Source organism: Methylocystis bryophila, from assembly GCF_027925445.1.
GTDB lineage: Bacteria > Pseudomonadota > Alphaproteobacteria > Rhizobiales > Beijerinckiaceae > Methylocystis > Methylocystis bryophila.
Genome location: NZ_AP027149.1, coordinates 3,884,100 through 3,900,349, shown reverse-complemented (window position 1 = coordinate 3,900,349; position 16,250 = coordinate 3,884,100). Strand labels below are relative to the sequence as shown.

The window sequence follows — 16,250 nt, the reverse complement described above, 5'->3', positions numbered from 1 at the left end:
ATTCTCAGGCGTAAGAAAGGGTCGTGGCGCGATGTACCTAGATACGCCGGAGAATCGAGAGCTCGACGCTTTTCTGGCTTCCTTGCGCGCTCCCGCGATCCTGCTGCATCGCCCCTACCCTCCTGTGGGACTGCCGAAGGTTCGAAGCCGTTTGGGCGGCTTGCCCTGCCTCCCCGACGGAGTCGACTGGCCCATAGGCGAAGGTTACGAAGGCGCGACACCTTTGCATTTTCTCGCGCAGATCGACTGTTCCGAACTGCCTCCGATCGACGCCCGATTGCCAAAATCTGGCATGCTGTTTTTCTTCGCGCGCGACGATGAGGAGCAGATTTGGGGCCAAACTGATGACCCGGCGGCTGACGGACGCGTCATTTTTGCGCCGGACGCGGAGCTCTGTAATAGTGAGAGACCTGCTCCGATAGACTTACCTCCCATCCGCGATGCTTGCGGAGGAGGATATGATCGTCCTTGGCTTTTGCCTGGCGAAATCGGAACAGCGATTCATTGGGCTTGGCCGCTTGTCGCCCTGCCGCTGGACACCTGGCCAGATTCCTCCGCCTTGGACCATCGTTTTGGCGCGACATTCCAGCGGAGGGTGAACATTTTGCGCACAGCCGCGCTGTTGATGGCGACCGAAACGCCGACCTGCTCGAAGGACAGTCCGGATTGGGAAGCAAAAAGCCTCCCCTACAGACCGCAAGTGCACCCGATTCATGGCTCGCAATTCCCGCCGGTCGGAATCTTCATCGAACGAACGGCCCGGCTAATTTACGGGTACCTGATTGAGCGGACGAAGGGCGAAACCTCTAGTGTCGCGGGGGTAATCCATGAGGCGCAGCGCTGGATGGCTTTCGGAAAGGACACATTCAGCTCGATCGTGCCGCCGCAGCGCGTGGAAAATTTCGCGGATTGGATCGCCTCACTCTCGATTGCGCGCCCGGATGATCCGCACCGCTCGACATCGCCTTCGGCCTCCTACAACGCATGGTTCAATTCGCCGTTGGCGAGTCTCCGAAGAGAAATGGGCCGCTTGCTCTCCTTTGCGCGTCCAGTTGGTCTGCACAGCTCAACGACGCATTCGGCCGCCTACAGCGCGTGGTTCGACTCGCCGCTGGTGAGCCTCCGCAGAGAAATGGGCCGCTTGCTCACCATCGCAGCGGAGGAGACGATACGCGCCGCCGCAACGCGTCCTTCTATCGCCGAAGCGCTCACTTCACGTTTCTTCGACTGCATGGAAACTGAATTCCTTGAAGTGTACCAGGGGAAGAGCCTCGATAACGCGGCGAAGTGCTCCCATTGGCATTTCGAACCGCGTTTCCATCAAATGTTGGGCCATGCTCCGTCGAGTCAGCGCGCTATGCGAACTGACGCAAAAACCGTCTGTCTGTTGCAACTTGCGACCGACTGCGGTGCGGGAATGAGTTTCGGCGACATGGGCGAGGCCACGTTTTGGATCAAGGAAGAGGACTTGATCGAACGACGCTTCGATCGGGCTTGGGTAGCGCTGGAAGGACACTAGCCAGCCATTATATCGGGAAATGCCGTTCATGACGTTGTAAGAAGCCTGCCAACCATGCACGTCCTCGCCGGCCTCAGCCTCCTCGTCTGGCTCTATCTTCTCGCCTTTCGGGGGAGCTTCTGGCGCCTCACCGAAAGAGAGCGCGATCTCGCGTCTCCTGACGCGCGCAAGCCGAAGGGCCTGCGCGTCACGGCGATCACGCCAGCGCGCGACGAAGCGCAAGTCATCGAGAAGAGCCTGTCCTCGCTACTTGCGCAGCGTTTCGGCGGCGCTTTCGACATTTTGCTCGTCGACGACCAGAGCGCCGACGGCACGGCTGACCTCGCCCGCGCCTGCGCAGAAAGGCTCGGCGCCGCCGATCATCTCAGCGTGCTCAGGACGGCGGGACCGGCAAGCGGCTGGACGGGCAAGCTTTCGGCGATGAACATGGGTCTGGCGCATGTCGCGGCGCGCGGCCCGCTTCCCGATTTTCTGCTCTTTTGCGACGCCGATATCGCCCTTGCGCCTGACGTTCTGGACCGTCTCGTCACCGGCGCTCTCGCGCGCGACGCAGTCCTCGTCTCGCTCATGGCGCGGCTGCGCTGCGAGAGCGCGGCCGAACGCTGGTTCGTTCCCGCCTTCGTGTTCTTCTTCCAGATGCTCTATCCCTTCGCCTGGGTGAATGATCCGAAGCGGAAAACGGCCGCAGCGGCGGGCGGCGTGATGCTCGTGCGTCCGCAGGCTCTGATTCGAGCCGGCGGGTTCGAGGCGATACGCGACGCCTTGATCGACGATTGCGCGCTCGGCGCGCTAATGAAGAAAGAGGGGCCGATCTGGCTGGGCCTCGCCGAAGGCGCTTGCAGCCTTCGCGCCTATCCGGAATTCAAGGACATAGAAGCGATGGTCGTGCGCTCCGCTTTCGCCGAGCTGCGCTATTCCCCTCTGCGGCTGATTGGCGCGGTCGTCGGCATGGGCGTCGTCTATTTCGCGCCGCCGCTTATTCTCCTCCTGGGTGAGCCCTTGGCGCAGGCTATGGCCTTGGCCGCCTATGCGCTCATGACTGCGGCCTTCATGCCGATTCTGCGCGACTATGGCGTCTCGCGCATCTCAGCTCTCGCCTTGCCGGGCGTCGCCGCCTGCTATACGTGGTTCACGATCGAGTCGGCGTTGAAGTTTTGGAGAGGCGAGGGCGGTTTCTGGAAGGGGCGGCTCCAGGCGCCGACAAATAGGGCCGTTGAGCGATGACGAGCGCAAATACGATCGAAATCGCCCAGACCGCTTCCGGCAAGACGCATCGCGACGAGAATTTTCCCGTCGCTTCGGTTCTGATCGCGCCGCGTTTTCGCGCGCCGATTCTCGCCTTCTATAATTTCGTGCGCGCGGCCGACGACATCTCCGACCATGCGTCGCTGACGCCGCAAGAAAAGCTCGCGCTGCTCGATCGGCTCGAGGCGGCGCTCTTAGGGCGCGGGCCGGATGAAGAGCCGGCGCGGGCCTTGCGCGAGGAGCTCGACCGGCGATCGCTTTCTCCGCAGCACGCCTGCGATCTCGTGACCGCGTTCCGCCGCGACGTGACGCAATTGCGTTATCGCGACTGGGACGATCTCATCGACTATTGCCGCTATTCGGCTATGCCGGTCGGTCGCTTCGTGCTCGACGCGCATGGCGAGGACGCCGCCGCGACTTGGCCCGCCAATGACGCGCTCTGCGCGGCGTTGCAGATCATCAACCACCTTCAGGACTGCGGCAAGGATTACCGCAATCTCGATCGCGTCTATCTCCCGCAGGATACGCTCAGCGAGTGTGGCGCGAGCGTCGAGACGCTCGGCGAGGCGAAAGCCCCGGCGCCTTTGCGCAGCGCCTTGCAACGGCTCGCCTCGCGCACGGATGATTTGCTGAAGGAAGCGCGGCCCTTTGCCGACCGCATTCAAAATCTGCGGCTGGCGATGGAGGTCGGCGCGATACAAAACCTCGCCGAAAAGCTCACCGACCGCCTGCTCGTCGCCGACCCGCTGAGCGAAAAAGTGCATGCGGGCAAGTCGGCGTTCCTGCTGGCGAGCGCGCGAGGGGCGGCCTTGGTGGTGCTGCGGCGGCTGATGCGCGGAAAGCTTGGAGTCCTCTCGTGAGCGCCGTCGAGCTTCCCAACGCGGTCGATCGTCCTCCGCAGGCCGTCGCCAAGAAGAGCAATTTCTATCTGGCGATGCGCATACTGGAGCCGGCGCGGCGCGACGCGATGTATGCGATCTACGGCTTCTGCCGCGCCGTCGACGACATCGCCGACGACGAGGGCGATCCGGTCGAGCGTCGGCGCCAACTGGACGCTTGGCGCAGGGCGATCGCCGATCTCTTTTCGGGGCGCGTCGATCCGCTTTGCGCCGAGGTCGCTGAGCCGACGCAACGTTTCGGCCTGGAGCGCGCCGATTTCGAGGCCGTGATCGACGGCATGCAGATGGATGTCGACGAGGACATTCGCGCGCCGGACTGGGCCAAGCTCGATCTTTATTGCGAGCGCGTCGCGAGCGCGGTCGGCAGGCTTTCTCTGCGCGCCTTCGGCTATGCGCCCGCGACGACGCCGCCTGGCGCGCTCTCTGAGGACGCGAAAGCGCTCGCGCATCATCTGGGGCGCGCGCTGCAGCTCACGAATATCTTGCGCGATCTCGACGAGGATTGCGCGCGCGGGAGGCTGTATCTGCCGCGCGAGGCGCTGTTGGCGGCGGGGATCGCCGATTTCTCGCCCGCGTCGGTTCTCGCGCATCCGGCGCTGGGTCAGGTCTGCGCCGAGGTCGCGGCGCGCGCGCGGGCGCATTTCGACGTGTCTTGGAATATCCTCGGCAAGGGCCCGGGACACGCCGTCAAGGCGCCGGCTTTAATGGCCGCCGCCTATGGCTCGATCCTCGATCGGCTGCTCGCGCGCGGCTTCGCCCCGCCGCGCGGGCGCGTCAGCGCGTCAAAAGTAAGAGTGCTGCTCGCGCTGCTGCGCTACGCCTTTGTTTGAGGCGGGATCCCGCGCTTCGGTCGGAAAACAAGGGGGTTCTCGATCGACGTGGAGGTCATTGCAATTCGGCGAGCGGGACAATTGAGGCGCGACCGGTCGGCGACGCTCCCTCTCCCCGCCAGCGGGGAGAGGGCAGGGGTGAGGGGCATGGTTGTTTCAAGACTCAATGAGAAATGGCGCGAGCGAACATCGCCCCTGCAACGCGTTCGCGAATTCTCCAAGCCCCTCACCCTAACCCTCTCCCCGAAATCGGGGAGAGGGAAGGGGACGGCGCTTCACCGCAGCCCGTAACGCTTGGCGATATAGTCGTCGACGATCTTCACGAAATCCGCCGCGATGCCTTCGCCGCGCAAGGTCATGGCCTTCTCGCCGTCGATGAAGACGGGCGCGGCGGGCGTCTCGCCCGTGCCCGGTAGTGAAATGCCGATATCGGCGTGCTTCGACTCACCCGGTCCGTTGACGATGCATCCCATCACCGCGACGTTCAGGTTTTCGACGCCGGGATATTGCGCGCGCCAATGCGGCATGCGCTCGCGGATATGCGCCTGAATGTCGCGCGCCAGCTCCTGGAAGACGGTCGAGGTCGTGCGCCCGCAGCCCGGGCAGGCCGCAACGAGCGGCACGAAGGCGCGAAAGCCCATGGACTGCAGGATTTCCTGCGCGACCTGCACCTCGAGCGTGCGGTCGCCGCCGGGCTCTGGCGTGAGCGAGACGCGGATCGTGTCGCCGATGCCGTCCTGCAGGAGCACGCCCAGCGCCGCGGAGGAGGCGACGACGCCTTTCGATCCCATGCCGGCCTCGGTGAGGCCGAGATGCAGCGCGTAATCGCTGCGCGCCGCGAGCATGCGATAGACGGAGATGAGATCCTGCACGGCCGAGACCTTGGCCGAGATGACGATCTTCTCGCGCTTCAACCCGATCTCCTCGGCGCGCTGCGCCGACAGCAGCGCCGAGCGCGCCATCGCCTCGCGCATGACGGCGCGCGCGTCGAGAGGCGCGGGCGAGGCGTGGTTGATGTCCATCAGCTCGGTCAAGAGCGCCTGGTCGAGCGAGCCCCAATTGGCGCCGATCCGCACCGCCTTGTCGTGGCGGATCGCCATCTCGACGATGGCGCCGAACTGTTTGTCCTTCTTCTCCTTGAAGCCGACATTGCCCGGATTGATCCGGTATTTGTCGAGCGCCTCGGCGCAGGCGGGATGGTCCTTGAGAAGCTTATGGCCGATGTAATGGAAATCGCCGATGAGCGGGACCGCGACGCCCAGTTTATCGAGCTTCTCGCGGATGTGCGGCACTGCGGCGGCGGCTTCGTCGCGGTCGACAGTGACGCGCACGAGCTCCGAGCCGGCGCGCGCGAGCGCCGCAACTTGAGCGACCGTCGAGCCGACGTCGGCGGTGTCCGTATTCGTCATCGCCTGCACGACGATCGGCGCGCCGCCGCCGAGCGTCACCGCGCCCTTTCCGGCGCCGATCGTCACCGCGCAGGTTTGCCGGCGCGGGGCGGGCTCGGCCGGGATGGGCGCGGGCAGGGAGGTCGGATTGTCCAGCATCGCCTCTCTCATCATGGTCTCGAGCGTGCGAAAGCCGTTTCCGATTTTTCGCATCGCGCTCTGTGATTTTTCGGGCCTTGGTGGGCCGCTTCAAGGGTAAGGTCAAGCGCCGCGGCGCGAGGTCCTTGGCGGGGCCGGGCCGGGGCGCGCCGCCCACGCCCCTATCGGCTATTTAAATCAATAAATTGACTGGAATGACGCGCGCGTCCGGGAGGCCGCCTTCCCCGGGGCTTATCAAACTGGCCGCGTGACGCTAGGAAGGGGCTGCGGCGTTTCTGTTGACATCGAATCTCCGCTTCGCTGCGTCGGCGCGTCCGACGACGGATCGGAGCCCCGCTCGAAATCGAAAGGCGATACACCCGTGTCTTATAGTCAGCAGTCCGCTCGCACGCCTCTCGCCGACGCCGTGCGCTTCCTCGGCCAATGGGCGAGGAACCCTTTCCTCATGGGGGCCGTGGCGCCGTCGGGTCCGGCCCTCGCCAAGGCGATGGCGAATTGCGTCGATCCGGAGCGCGAAGGGCCCGTGGTCGAGCTTGGACCTGGGACCGGTCCCGTCACGCAAGCCCTGCTGGCTCGCGTGCCGCGCGAACGGCTGCTGCTCGTCGAATATGAAGCGAAGTTCTGCGATCTCCTTGCGACGCGCTACCCGGGCGTGAAGATTCTGCAGGGCGACGCCTATGATTTGAAGAAAACCCTCGAGGGGCATCTTTCGGGACCGCCGGCCGCGATCGTCTCGAGCCTGCCGCTCTTGGTGCGTCCAGAAGGCGATCGCGTCCGCTTGCTGGCGCAGGCCTTCGAGCTGATGGGGCCAGAAGGCGTCATGATCCAGTTTACCTATGGCGCCACCTCGCCCATTCCCTTGGACGCCCCGGAGCTCGAAGGCGCCTTCGTCGCCAAAGGCTCGGCGCCGATCCTGCTCAACTTTCCGCCCGCGCGCGTCTGGCGCTTTTTGCGCGAGACGCGGCCGGCATGACGGCGCGCGACGCGCTCATCGTCGCGCTCGACGTCGAAACCGTCGATGCCGCGCGCGCCCTCGTCGAGGCGCTCGGGGATAGCGTCGGCTTCTATAAGATCGGCCTGGAGCTCGCCTTCGCCGGCGGGCTCGAACTCGCGCAGGAGCTGAAAGACTCCGGCAAACGGGTCTTCCTCGATTTGAAGCTCCACGACATTGGGGCGACGGTCGAACGCGCGACGCGTCAGATCGCAAGGCGCAACGTCGATTTTCTCACCGTGCACGGCTATGAGCAGACGATGCGCGCTGCGCGCGAAGGCGCAGGCGAAAGCGGCCTGCGCATCCTCGCGGTGACGGTCCTCACCTCTTACGACGACGCCGATTTGCGCAAGGCGGGATATGCGCAAGGCGTTACGGCGACCGTCGCGAGCCGGGCGACGATCGCGCGAGAGGCTGGCGTCGCGGGGCTCATTCTCTCGCCGATGGAGCTTTCCGCTATTCGCCCGCTGGTCGGACCGCAGATGCTTCTCGTCACGCCTGGCGTGCGCCCGCATGGCGGCGCGTCAAACGATCAGAAACGCGTCGCCTCACCGGGCGAGGCCATCGGCGCTGGCGCGGATCATCTCGTTGTCGGGCGGCCGATCACGCGCGCCGAGCACCCGCGCAAGGCCGCCGAGGCGATCGTCGCGGAGATCCAAGAGGCCTTGGGGCGTCGCGTCACCTGAATTCGAATTCCGACGCTTCGATCGACATCATGCCAACGGCCGTACGGAGATCGATGCGTAGCGGAAAGACGACTCTGGCGGTGGCAAGCGGCGCAAGCCAGACGCTGATCTCGCGATTATCGGCCATGAATTTCGTCGACTGGCTGTCGGGGCGATGGCCCGAGATCGGATAGTAGCGCGCGCTGCAGACCGACACCGGACCCGCGTAGCCTCGCATGCGCACGCTGCGCGTCTCGACATAGGACAGACGCACGTCAAAGCGCGCAATGCCGTCGAACACGGGTATGGTCCGATTGCAGGCTGAGGGCCCGATGAGCTGCTCGCCGGCCGGAACGGCCATGATCAGCGCGCTTACGGGATCGAAGACGCGTCGTTTCTGCTCGTCGGTCACCGGCAGCCGCACCGCCGCATCCCACGGCGGGGGATTGACCTCGACCTGGCGCACCGATTTGTCGGCGAGCGCCATGCGCACCGTCCGCATCTCGCTTGCGCTATTGGCGATGGTGTGGGCGAAAGTTGTGGGGCTGGGGCCGTCTGGGGCGAACTTGCCGGTCGCGGTGGCGGCGCCCCTCGTGCTGTTCACGAGCGTGGCGAGGCCGGATGTGCGCATGCCGATCTCGAGCTTATAGGCGCGCGAGTCGAGGACGCCGTTCGCGGAAGCCGTGCCGATCGGCATGCCCATCAGGCTGAGGCCGTATATGGCCCGAAAGTTCTCTGCCTTTGACGCCTGAGTCATGAGGGCCATCGCGAGGATGAGGGGAGGGAGAAGCCTTAAGCGCCGCCACGCGCGGAGACAGGCGTGGCGGGCCAGGGGCAGGCGGAGCGACGCCAGCGGCGCGCCGGCGGCCGCACCCTGCGCGAGCCAAGCGCCATGGCGCGGCGTCGCCATCCGCCGCAGAGAGGTCAGGCGCATTCCTGGAAGCCGCCGTCCGCGAAAATGCGCCAGGAGCGCAGTCCCGCTTTCGCCATGACGATTCGCCCGTCCTTCGCGAGCGTGACGAGGTGTCTGAAGATCAGCGGATTGCGCCAGGAGAACGGCTTCGCCGGATCGCACACCGCGTGATATTCGTCGCTGTCAGGGTCCTCCATCAGCAGCGTGCCGATGCGATCGGGGCGATATTGCTGGGAAAGCCCGCGATCCTCTTTCCAGTCACAATAATAATCGCGGCACACTTGCGGCCGCGAGTGGTAGACGCCGCAGCCCCCGTTGGAAAGGCAGTTCGCGCACATGACGCCGGCGTGTTTCGGGAACTCGTCGATTTCCAGCACCTTGCAGCAAAAGGAGCAGGAGCCGCAGTCCTTTCCAGGGATGTCGAGCATGACTGTTTTCCTACACACACGCCGCTTCGACGGGTCGAATCGGATTTCTCCTATTGTGCCGACAATGGGCCGGGAAGCAATATAGACTCTCCCGCGCGAGGCGCGGATAAGCCCAAGAACGCCGGAGAAGCCTGATGTCGCACAACGCCGTCGATCCCGAAAAACTGTTTGTCTCGACGGAATGGCTTGCGGAGCGCCTCGAACAGCCGGATCTGCGCATTTTTGACGCCTCCTGGCATATGCCCAACGCCGGCCGGAACGCGCGCGCCGAATATCTCGAAGGGCACATCCCCGGCGCCGTCTTTTTCGACATCGACGGCGTCGCCGACCACTCGACCGATCTGCCGCATATGCTCCCCGATCCGGTCGCTTTTGCGGCCGCGATGAGCGAGATGGGCTTTGGCTCCGGCATGCGCGCCGTCGTCTATGACAGCCTCGGCCTCTTCTCGGCGCCCCGCCTATGGTGGACGCTACGGGTTTTCGGCTGCTCGGAGGTTGCAGTTCTCGCGGGCGGCCTGCCGAAATGGATCGCCGAGGGGCGGCCCTTGCAGCAACGCGAGACGCCGAGGCCGAAGGCCCATTTCACGGCGCGCCTCGACCATGCCCTCGTCGCCGATGCGCGCGACGTGCTGGCGGCGCTCGAGAGCCGATCCGCCGAGGTCGTGGACGTGCGCTCGGCGGAGCGGTTCAAGGGCTTGGCGGCGGAGCCGCGGGCAGGCCTGCGTTCCGGCCATATGCCGGGCGCGCGCAATCTCCCGTGGAACGGGCTTGTCGAGAAGGGCGCGCTCAAGGATCGGGAAGCGCTCGAGGCCGAATTCGCGGCCGCCGGCTTCGACCCCAACGGCAAAGTCATCGCGAGCTGCGGCTCGGGGCTCAGCGCCGCGATCTTAAGTCTCGCGCTCGCGGCCTGCGGCCATGGCGCGGCGACCGTCTATGACGGGTCCTGGTCGGAATGGGGAGCGCGCGCCGACCTCCCCGTTGTTTCCGGCGATTGAGTCCGCTGGGTTATTCAGGTCGGCGCCGGCATCTTGGGCAGCGAACCCGTCCTGTTGGGCGCGCCTGGCGCCGAAACTTTGACCATAGCGTAACAGTTCGGCAAGTGGTATGAGCCCCGAGGCTTCGGGCGCCGCCGCATTGGGACGCTAGAGCCGAGCGCGAGCAGGATGAGGTGGAATGAAGAAAGTCGAGGCGATCATTAAGCCGTTCAAGCTCGATGAAGTGAAGGAAGCCTTGCAGGCTGCCGGGCTGCAAGGAATCACGGTCACCGAGGCAAAGGGCTTTGGTCGTCAGAAGGGTCACACCGAATTGTACCGCGGCGCGGAATATGTCGTCGATTTCCTTCCCAAGGTGAAAATCGAGATTGTCCTTGCGGACGAGGCAGTCGAGCGCGCGGTCGAGGCCATTCGCAAGGCCGCGCAGACGGGCCGCATCGGAGACGGCAAGATTTTCGTCTCCAATGTCGAAGGCGCGATCCGGATCCGCACGGGCGAGACCGGAACGGACGCGCTCTAGCGCGGCTACCCTTAGCAATCGACCAATCGACATCGCGACTTCGCGCGCTCTGACCAAAACTTCGGGGAAAGAGAGAAGAGGGTTCATCGACATGAGCACCGCAAACGACGTCATCAAGCAGATCAAAGACAACGACATTAAATATGTCGATTTCCGCTTCACCGACCCGCGCGGCAAGTGGCAGCATGTGACTTTCGACGTTTCCGTCCTCGACGCCGACGCGCTGAACGAGGGGATCGCCTTCGACGGCTCCTCGATCGCCGGCTGGAAGGCGATCAACGAGTCCGACATGCTGCTCATGCCGGATTTCGACACTGCGACGCAGGACCCCTTCTTCGCTGCTGCGACGCTCGTGCTCGTCTGCGACGTCGTCGAGCCGACCACCGGCCATCGCTATAACCGCGATCCGCGCGGCATCGCCCGCAAGGCCGAGGACTATCTGAAGTCGACCGGCATTGGCGACGTCGCCTATTTCGGCCCCGAGGCCGAATTCTTCGTCTTCGACGACGTGCGCTTCTCCGCCGATCCCTACAACACCGGCTTCACCGTCGACTCGACGGAGCTCCCGAGCAATTCCGACACGGCCTATGAGGGCGGCAACCTCGGCCACCGCGTGCGCACCAAGGGCGGCTATTTCCCGGTTCCGCCGGTCGACTCGGCGCAGGACATGCGCGGCGAGATGCTCGCGGCGATGGCGCAGATGGGCGTCGCGGTGGAAAAGCACCACCATGAGGTCGCTTCCGCGCAGCACGAGCTGGGCCTGAAGTTCGCCTCCCTGGTCACGGTCGCCGACCACCTGCAGATCTACAAATATGCGATCCATCAGGTCGCCAATTCCTACGGCAAGTCGGCGACCTTCATGCCGAAGCCGGTTTACGGCGACAACGGCTCGGGCATGCACGTGCATCAGTCGATCTGGAAGGGCGGCAAGCCGGTGATGGCCGGCGACAAATACGCCGGGCTCAGCCAGGAGTGCCTGTGGTATATCGGCGGCATCATCAAGCACGCCAAGGCGCTCAACGCCTTCACCAATCCCTCGACGAACTCCTACAAGCGTCTCGTCCCGGGCTTTGAGGCGCCGGTGCTGCTCGCCTATTCGTCGCGCAACCGTTCGGCCTCTTGCCGTATCCCCTATGTGACGAGCCCGAAGGCGAAGCGCATCGAGGTGCGTTTCCCCGATCCGACCGCGAATCCCTATCTCGCCTTCGCGGCGATGCTGATGGCCGGTCTCGACGGCATCCTGAACAAGATCGATCCGGGCCAGCCGGCCGACAAGGACCTCTACGACCTGCCGCCGGAAGAGCTGAAGGCGATCCCGACGGTTTGCGGCTCGCTGCGCGAGGCGTTGGACAGCCTGAAGGCCGACCACGACTTCCTCACCAAGGGCGACGTGTTCAGCAAGGACTTCATCGAGAGCTACATCGACCTGAAGTATCAGGACGTCTATCGCTTCGAGATGGCGCCGCATCCGGTCGAGTACGACATGTATTACAGCTACTGAGGCCTAGCTTCAGATCTGGCAAACGCGAAAGGCGGCCCGCAAGGCCGCCTTTTTTGCCTTTGAATCTCCGACCGCTATTCAGTCTCGGCGCGGCCGCTCGAGCGTGAAGGACTCGAAAGGCGTCATCATGCCGCCGGGACCCCTCACGTCGTAATAGACGACGCGCATGCGCGTCAGGCCGCCAGGCTCGGCGCCCGGGTCGACGGTGAAAGCCGCAAATCCATAGGCGTGGCCGGCGTTGCGCACGGCCGACCAAGGCGCGCCTTCCATCACATAGACCGGCAGCCTCTTCCCCGTCGTGGGGTCCGGCGCGCCGACGGAGACAATCACCCGGCAGGCCGGAGGATCGAAAAGCAGCGTGTTGGACGGCGCCGATGTTCCGCCGCCGCCGATCACCATATGGACGGCGCCCTGGCTGGTGTCCACCACATCGGTCGTAAGGCTCGCGGGCTTTGGCGTGAGGGTGCGGTTCTCCTCACGACCGCGTAGGGGATGAGAGCGCTCGTAATGGTGCTCGTGACCGCAAACCACCAGATCGACATTGTATTTATCGAACAACGGCAGCCATTCCTCGCGCACGCCGAGGTCCGCGCCATTGAATTTGTCGGCGGTGGAGATCGCCACTTGGTGCATGCAGACGACGATCCAGTCGATGTCGCGGTTGGCGCGCGTCTCCGCGAGCTCCTGCTCGAGCCAGGCTTTCTGCGCCCCCAGGGAATAGCCGCGCACATAGGAATTTCCGCCGTCCTGGTATGCGATGTCGTCGTTGGCGAGGCTGATCACGCGGACCGAGCCCGCCGTGAAAGCATACCAGAGACCGCGGGTCAGATCGGTTTGGCCAGCGGCGTCGGGCAGCGAGAAATAGGTTTGATAAGCCCGGTAGCCGATCGGTCCATTGCCGAGCTCGTTCTCATGGTTGCCCGCGCAAGGCATCCAGGGGCGGTTGCGGGCGCTGCGTGAGTTGTTCTCCCAAAAATCCCACCAGCTCCGCACCCGATCTTCGGCGATGTTGGCGTAGCAGAGATCGCCATTGAGCAGATGGAAAAGCGGCTGGATGCGCTCGACCCCGAGGGTGGCGTCGGCGGCGGCTGGCGAACCGAGATTGTCGTTGACGAAAATCTTGCGGGGAGGCGCAGCGCCGTCAGCCAGCGTGAGCTCCCTGCCGAGGGTCGGGGTGCCCTGATCGCCAAAACTGGTGAAGGTGAAAGCGGAACGCCCGCGTGGCGCGGTGCGGAAGGTCGAGAACGCGGGCTCCGCGCCGTCGTGCAGCGCGGCGTAAAGATAGGCCGTGTCGGGACTCAGGGCGCGCAGCCGTGCGTGATAGACGAATATCCTCCGGTTCGACTTGCCGTCGGTGTAGTCGGCTTGTTCCGCCGGCGCCACTTGTTGGAGCTTGCCGTCGGCGGCGCCGAGAAGGACCCGCGCGTTTCGGACGGGCGCCAGGCTGTGCCAGGAGAGCACCATTTCCGTGGATGCGTCGGCGCCAAATTGCAGATGCAGTCCACAGACCGCCTCCAGCGCCGGAGCGCCCCCGCTCGCCTTTTGTGTCGCAGGTGGAAAAGCCTCAGCCTGGACGGAGGAGACGAACAACGCGAGCGCGACGGGCGACATCCCCGCGGCCTGGATCAGAAATCGGCGCGAGGGTTCGGTTTTGTCGTTCACGATCGGCGCGCTCTCTCAGGCTGGGACAATCAAGAAGGAGAACCGTTTGGGGGAGTTCGGCGACGCCGCAATGACATGAGATCACGCTGAGACTTAGCGGAATCGCTCAAACGCGGATAAGGCGATCGATTCTAAAATCTTAGAGCGCGATTCGTGCGAAAAACCGGTTTTCACCTTTTCGCAAGCGACACGCGCTTGCGGTCCGGCCGATCGCCGGGGACGGGCGCCGCCGGCGATCTTTCAGAACCGGGCATTGACAGTTCTTAGCCGGGCGCGAGTTTCGTAAGTGGTTCTTGTCGAGAGGCGAGTCGGTCGCGACGAGAGTCCTCGGGTGTTCGCTCGGCTCGCTGTTAGCATGATTGTGGAGGGGATGATGACAGTCAGAAGCTTAAAATTTCTTCTGGCGGCGACTGCGCTCGGCGTGGGAGCGCTTGTTTATTCCGGTCAGGCCGACGCCGGGGTCAGGGGCTGCGGCTGGCGCGCGCACCACGGCAGTCACCATGCTTGGCGCAAGAGCTGGCGTCGGGCGCATCGCGACGATTGCGTCGTGGCCTCTGACGACGACGTCTCGCCCCGCCGCGCCTATCGCGACGACGACGTCGTCGCGTCCGACTGCGACGTGGCTCCCCGCCGCGTCGCTTACGAAGACTGCGTGGCGTCCTCTGCCTGCGACCCCCGCGACGGTTGCCGCGGCAGCTGCATCGTAGCCTCCGACTATGTCGCGCCGCCGGCCTATGAGCCGGTCTATTACGCCGCGCCTGTCGTCTATGTCGCCCCAGTAGTCGAAGTCCAACCCGTGATCTATACCTCCGGCTGGTGGTACTCGCCCTACACGTATCGTTACTACGGGTACTGAGGCGGCGCCCTCGCGGTTACGACGGACGCAGAGCGGCGCGCAAATTGCTCCGCTCTTCGCCGCAAGCCCTGAGGTATAGAAAATCAATGCCGCCATCCCCGCTCTTTCGCGCCGAGACGTTGCATGCGACGCTCGGCGAAGGCTTCTTCGACGAGGTGGCGCCGGCGCAGTTTCCAAAACATGATCTGCGCTATCGCAACCAGCGTTGGGCCGCGCGCGTCGGCCTCGAGCAGCTCACCGACGCGGAATGGGTCGAGCATTTTGGCAGTTTCCAGCCGCTGCCGGGCGCGTTTCCCAAACCCCTGGCGCTGCGTTATCACGGCCATCAGTTTCGCTCCTATAATCCCGATCTCGGCGACGGACGGGGTTTTCTCTTCGCGCAATTGCGCGATCTCAAGGACCGGCGTCTTCTCGATCTCGGCACCAAGGGCAGCGGCCAGACCCCCTGGTCGCGCCAAGGCGACGGCAGGCTCACGCTGAAAGGCGGCGTGCGCGAAATCCTCGCGACCGAGATGCTCGAGGCGCTCGGCGTCGACACCTCGAAAAGCTTCAGCCTGGTGGAGACGGGCGAAGCGCTCATGCGCGGCGACGAGCCCTCGCCGACGCGCTCGAGCGTGCTCGTGCGCCTCTCGCATTCCCATATCCGCATCGGCACTTTCCAGCGTCTGGCCTTCCTCGAGGACAGCGCCGCGGTCGGGCGGCTCGTCGAATATGTGATCGCCCAATATTTCGAGGACATTCTCGCGGAGCCAGCCACGCGACGTCCCACGGCCCTTCTGGAAGCCGTGACGGCGCGGGTCGCGCGGCTTGCCGGCTCCTACATGTGCGCGGGTTTCGTGCATGGCGTGCTGAACAGCGACAACATCAATATCACTGGCGAAAGCTTCGACTATGGCCCCTGGCGCTTCGCGCCCTCCTGGGACGCGCAATTCACCGCCGCCTATTTCGACCCGTCGGGCCTCTACTCCTTCGGCCGGCAGCCGGGCGCCATCGCCTGGAACCTGGCGCGCTTCGCCGAATGTCTGCTGCCTTTCGTCGGCCTCTCCGCGGCCGAAAAGGCGGTCGAGCGCTATCACCTCCTCGTCCGCGCCGCCTTTCGCGAGGCCCTTCTTGCGCGTCTCGGCCTCGTCTCGGCGGGCGAGGAGGCCGACGCGCGTCTCGCCAAGGCCTTCGTCGATTTCATGATCGCCTCGCGCGCGCCCTTCGCGCAAATGTTCTTCGACTGGCGCGGCGGGCTCGCGAGCGTCGAACGCGCGAAGTCTAGTCTCGCGACGGCTTATTATGCGGGCCCCGAGTTCGACCTTTTCCGCACGGCTCTCGCGGAGCATGAGCCGAGCCCCGCCTGCCGCCTCGACCATCCCTATTTCGCGAGAGAAGCGCCCTGCGACATGCTGATCGACGAGGTCGAGTCCATCTGGAGCGCGATCTCCGAGCGCGACGATTGGGGGCCGCTGCATGAGAAGCTCAGGCGGATCGACGAGATGCGGCGGGCGCTGAAGTCCGTGGAAGGCGACGCTCCCGACTTCCAGCCTAACCCTCCTTCGCAATACGGGTGAGAAGGTTGGCGAGCTGATAGGGCAGCTCGCACTGCACTTTACATCTCTTGGCGGAGCATTTTCGGCGAGGCGGATCGGTCTTTGTCAAGGATCGCTTCGCGACCGCCTTCGGCGGCGGCGCGCAGC

The 16,250-nt window shown here is 64.6% G+C and carries 15 protein-coding genes; 11 read left to right on the top strand and 4 right to left on the bottom strand.

Translation table 11 applies throughout. The annotated features are described in order from the left end of the window. Window positions 1-31 precede the first annotated feature (31 nt). From QMG80_RS17995 to hpnD, 4 genes are read left to right on the top strand one after another with little or no spacing between them, the layout of a single operon-like run. On the top strand, window positions 32-1,519 hold the full coding sequence (locus QMG80_RS17995) for a DUF1963 domain-containing protein (RefSeq protein ID WP_085770431.1): 1,488 nt from the start codon (window positions 32-34) through the stop codon (window positions 1,517-1,519). A gap of 54 nt (window positions 1,520-1,573) precedes the next feature. After that, a complete protein-coding gene (locus QMG80_RS17990) occupies window positions 1,574-2,743 on the top strand; it encodes a glycosyltransferase (protein WP_085770430.1) in 1,170 nt (389 codons plus the stop codon). Further along, window positions 2,740-3,624, top strand: a complete 885-nt coding sequence (gene hpnC, locus QMG80_RS17985; protein ID WP_085770429.1) for a squalene synthase HpnC — start codon at window positions 2,740-2,742, stop codon at window positions 3,622-3,624. Before QMG80_RS17990 ends, hpnC begins: the two co-directional genes overlap by 4 nt. Continuing rightward, complete coding sequence (gene hpnD, locus QMG80_RS17980; protein ID WP_245300048.1) at window positions 3,621-4,493, top strand: presqualene diphosphate synthase HpnD; 873 nt, start codon at window positions 3,621-3,623, stop codon at window positions 4,491-4,493. Before hpnC ends, hpnD begins: the two co-directional genes overlap by 4 nt. A gap of 275 nt (window positions 4,494-4,768) precedes the next feature. Here hpnD and ispG read toward each other — a convergent pair whose 3' ends face one another. Further along, entirely contained in the window at window positions 4,769-6,040 is a 1,272-nt protein-coding gene (ispG, locus tag QMG80_RS17975; protein WP_425351464.1) for a flavodoxin-dependent (E)-4-hydroxy-3-methylbut-2-enyl-diphosphate synthase, read from the bottom strand. Between the two features lie 361 nt (window positions 6,041-6,401). Between ispG and QMG80_RS17970 the strand changes: the two genes are divergently transcribed. Next, entirely contained in the window at window positions 6,402-7,013 is a 612-nt protein-coding gene (locus QMG80_RS17970) for a class I SAM-dependent methyltransferase (RefSeq protein ID WP_085773485.1), read from the top strand. Then, window positions 7,010-7,717, top strand: a complete 708-nt coding sequence (pyrF, locus tag QMG80_RS17965) for an orotidine-5'-phosphate decarboxylase (protein WP_085770428.1) — start codon at window positions 7,010-7,012, stop codon at window positions 7,715-7,717. Before QMG80_RS17970 ends, pyrF begins: the two co-directional genes overlap by 4 nt. Here pyrF and QMG80_RS17960 read toward each other — a convergent pair. Next, window positions 7,710-8,630, bottom strand: a complete 921-nt coding sequence (locus QMG80_RS17960) for a DUF3108 domain-containing protein (protein WP_245300047.1) — start codon at window positions 8,628-8,630, stop codon at window positions 7,710-7,712. The two genes, pyrF and QMG80_RS17960, sit on opposite strands and share 8 nt — an antisense overlap. Continuing rightward, entirely contained in the window at window positions 8,621-9,037 is a 417-nt protein-coding gene (locus tag QMG80_RS17955; protein WP_085770427.1) for a hypothetical protein, read from the bottom strand. The genes QMG80_RS17960 and QMG80_RS17955 overlap by 10 nt, the downstream gene beginning before the upstream one ends. Before the next feature lie 134 nt (window positions 9,038-9,171). On the opposite strand from QMG80_RS17955, the gene sseA reads away from it, so the two are divergent. The 3 genes from sseA (at window position 9,172) to glnA (ending at window position 12,050) form a co-directional block, all read left to right on the top strand. Beyond that, window positions 9,172-10,032, top strand: a complete 861-nt coding sequence (sseA, locus tag QMG80_RS17950; protein ID WP_085770426.1) for a 3-mercaptopyruvate sulfurtransferase — start codon at window positions 9,172-9,174, stop codon at window positions 10,030-10,032. A gap of 178 nt (window positions 10,033-10,210) precedes the next feature. Then, the gene (locus QMG80_RS17945; protein WP_085770425.1) at window positions 10,211-10,549 is read left to right on the top strand and encodes a P-II family nitrogen regulator; all 339 of its coding nucleotides are present in this window, start codon (window positions 10,211-10,213) and stop codon (window positions 10,547-10,549) included. A 91-nt stretch (window positions 10,550-10,640) separates the two neighbouring features. Then, window positions 10,641-12,050, top strand: a complete 1,410-nt coding sequence (gene glnA / locus QMG80_RS17940) for a type I glutamate--ammonia ligase (RefSeq protein ID WP_085770424.1) — start codon at window positions 10,641-10,643, stop codon at window positions 12,048-12,050. A gap of 78 nt (window positions 12,051-12,128) precedes the next feature. Here glnA and QMG80_RS17935 read toward each other — a convergent pair whose 3' ends face one another. Beyond that, window positions 12,129-13,712, bottom strand: coding sequence for a purple acid phosphatase family protein (locus tag QMG80_RS17935; RefSeq protein WP_199769026.1), 1,584 nt, complete (start codon window positions 13,710-13,712; stop codon window positions 12,129-12,131). A gap of 373 nt (window positions 13,713-14,085) precedes the next feature. Between QMG80_RS17935 and QMG80_RS17930 the strand changes: the two genes are divergently transcribed. Continuing rightward, window positions 14,086-14,568 (top strand): hypothetical protein, encoded by a 483-nt coding sequence (locus QMG80_RS17930; RefSeq protein ID WP_158658582.1) that lies wholly within the window; start codon window positions 14,086-14,088, stop codon window positions 14,566-14,568. Window positions 14,569-14,654: 86 nt separating this feature from the next. Beyond that, the gene (locus tag QMG80_RS17925; protein ID WP_085770422.1) at window positions 14,655-16,124 is read left to right on the top strand and encodes a protein adenylyltransferase SelO; all 1,470 of its coding nucleotides are present in this window, start codon (window positions 14,655-14,657) and stop codon (window positions 16,122-16,124) included. The last annotated feature ends 126 nt before the right edge of the window (window positions 16,125-16,250 follow it).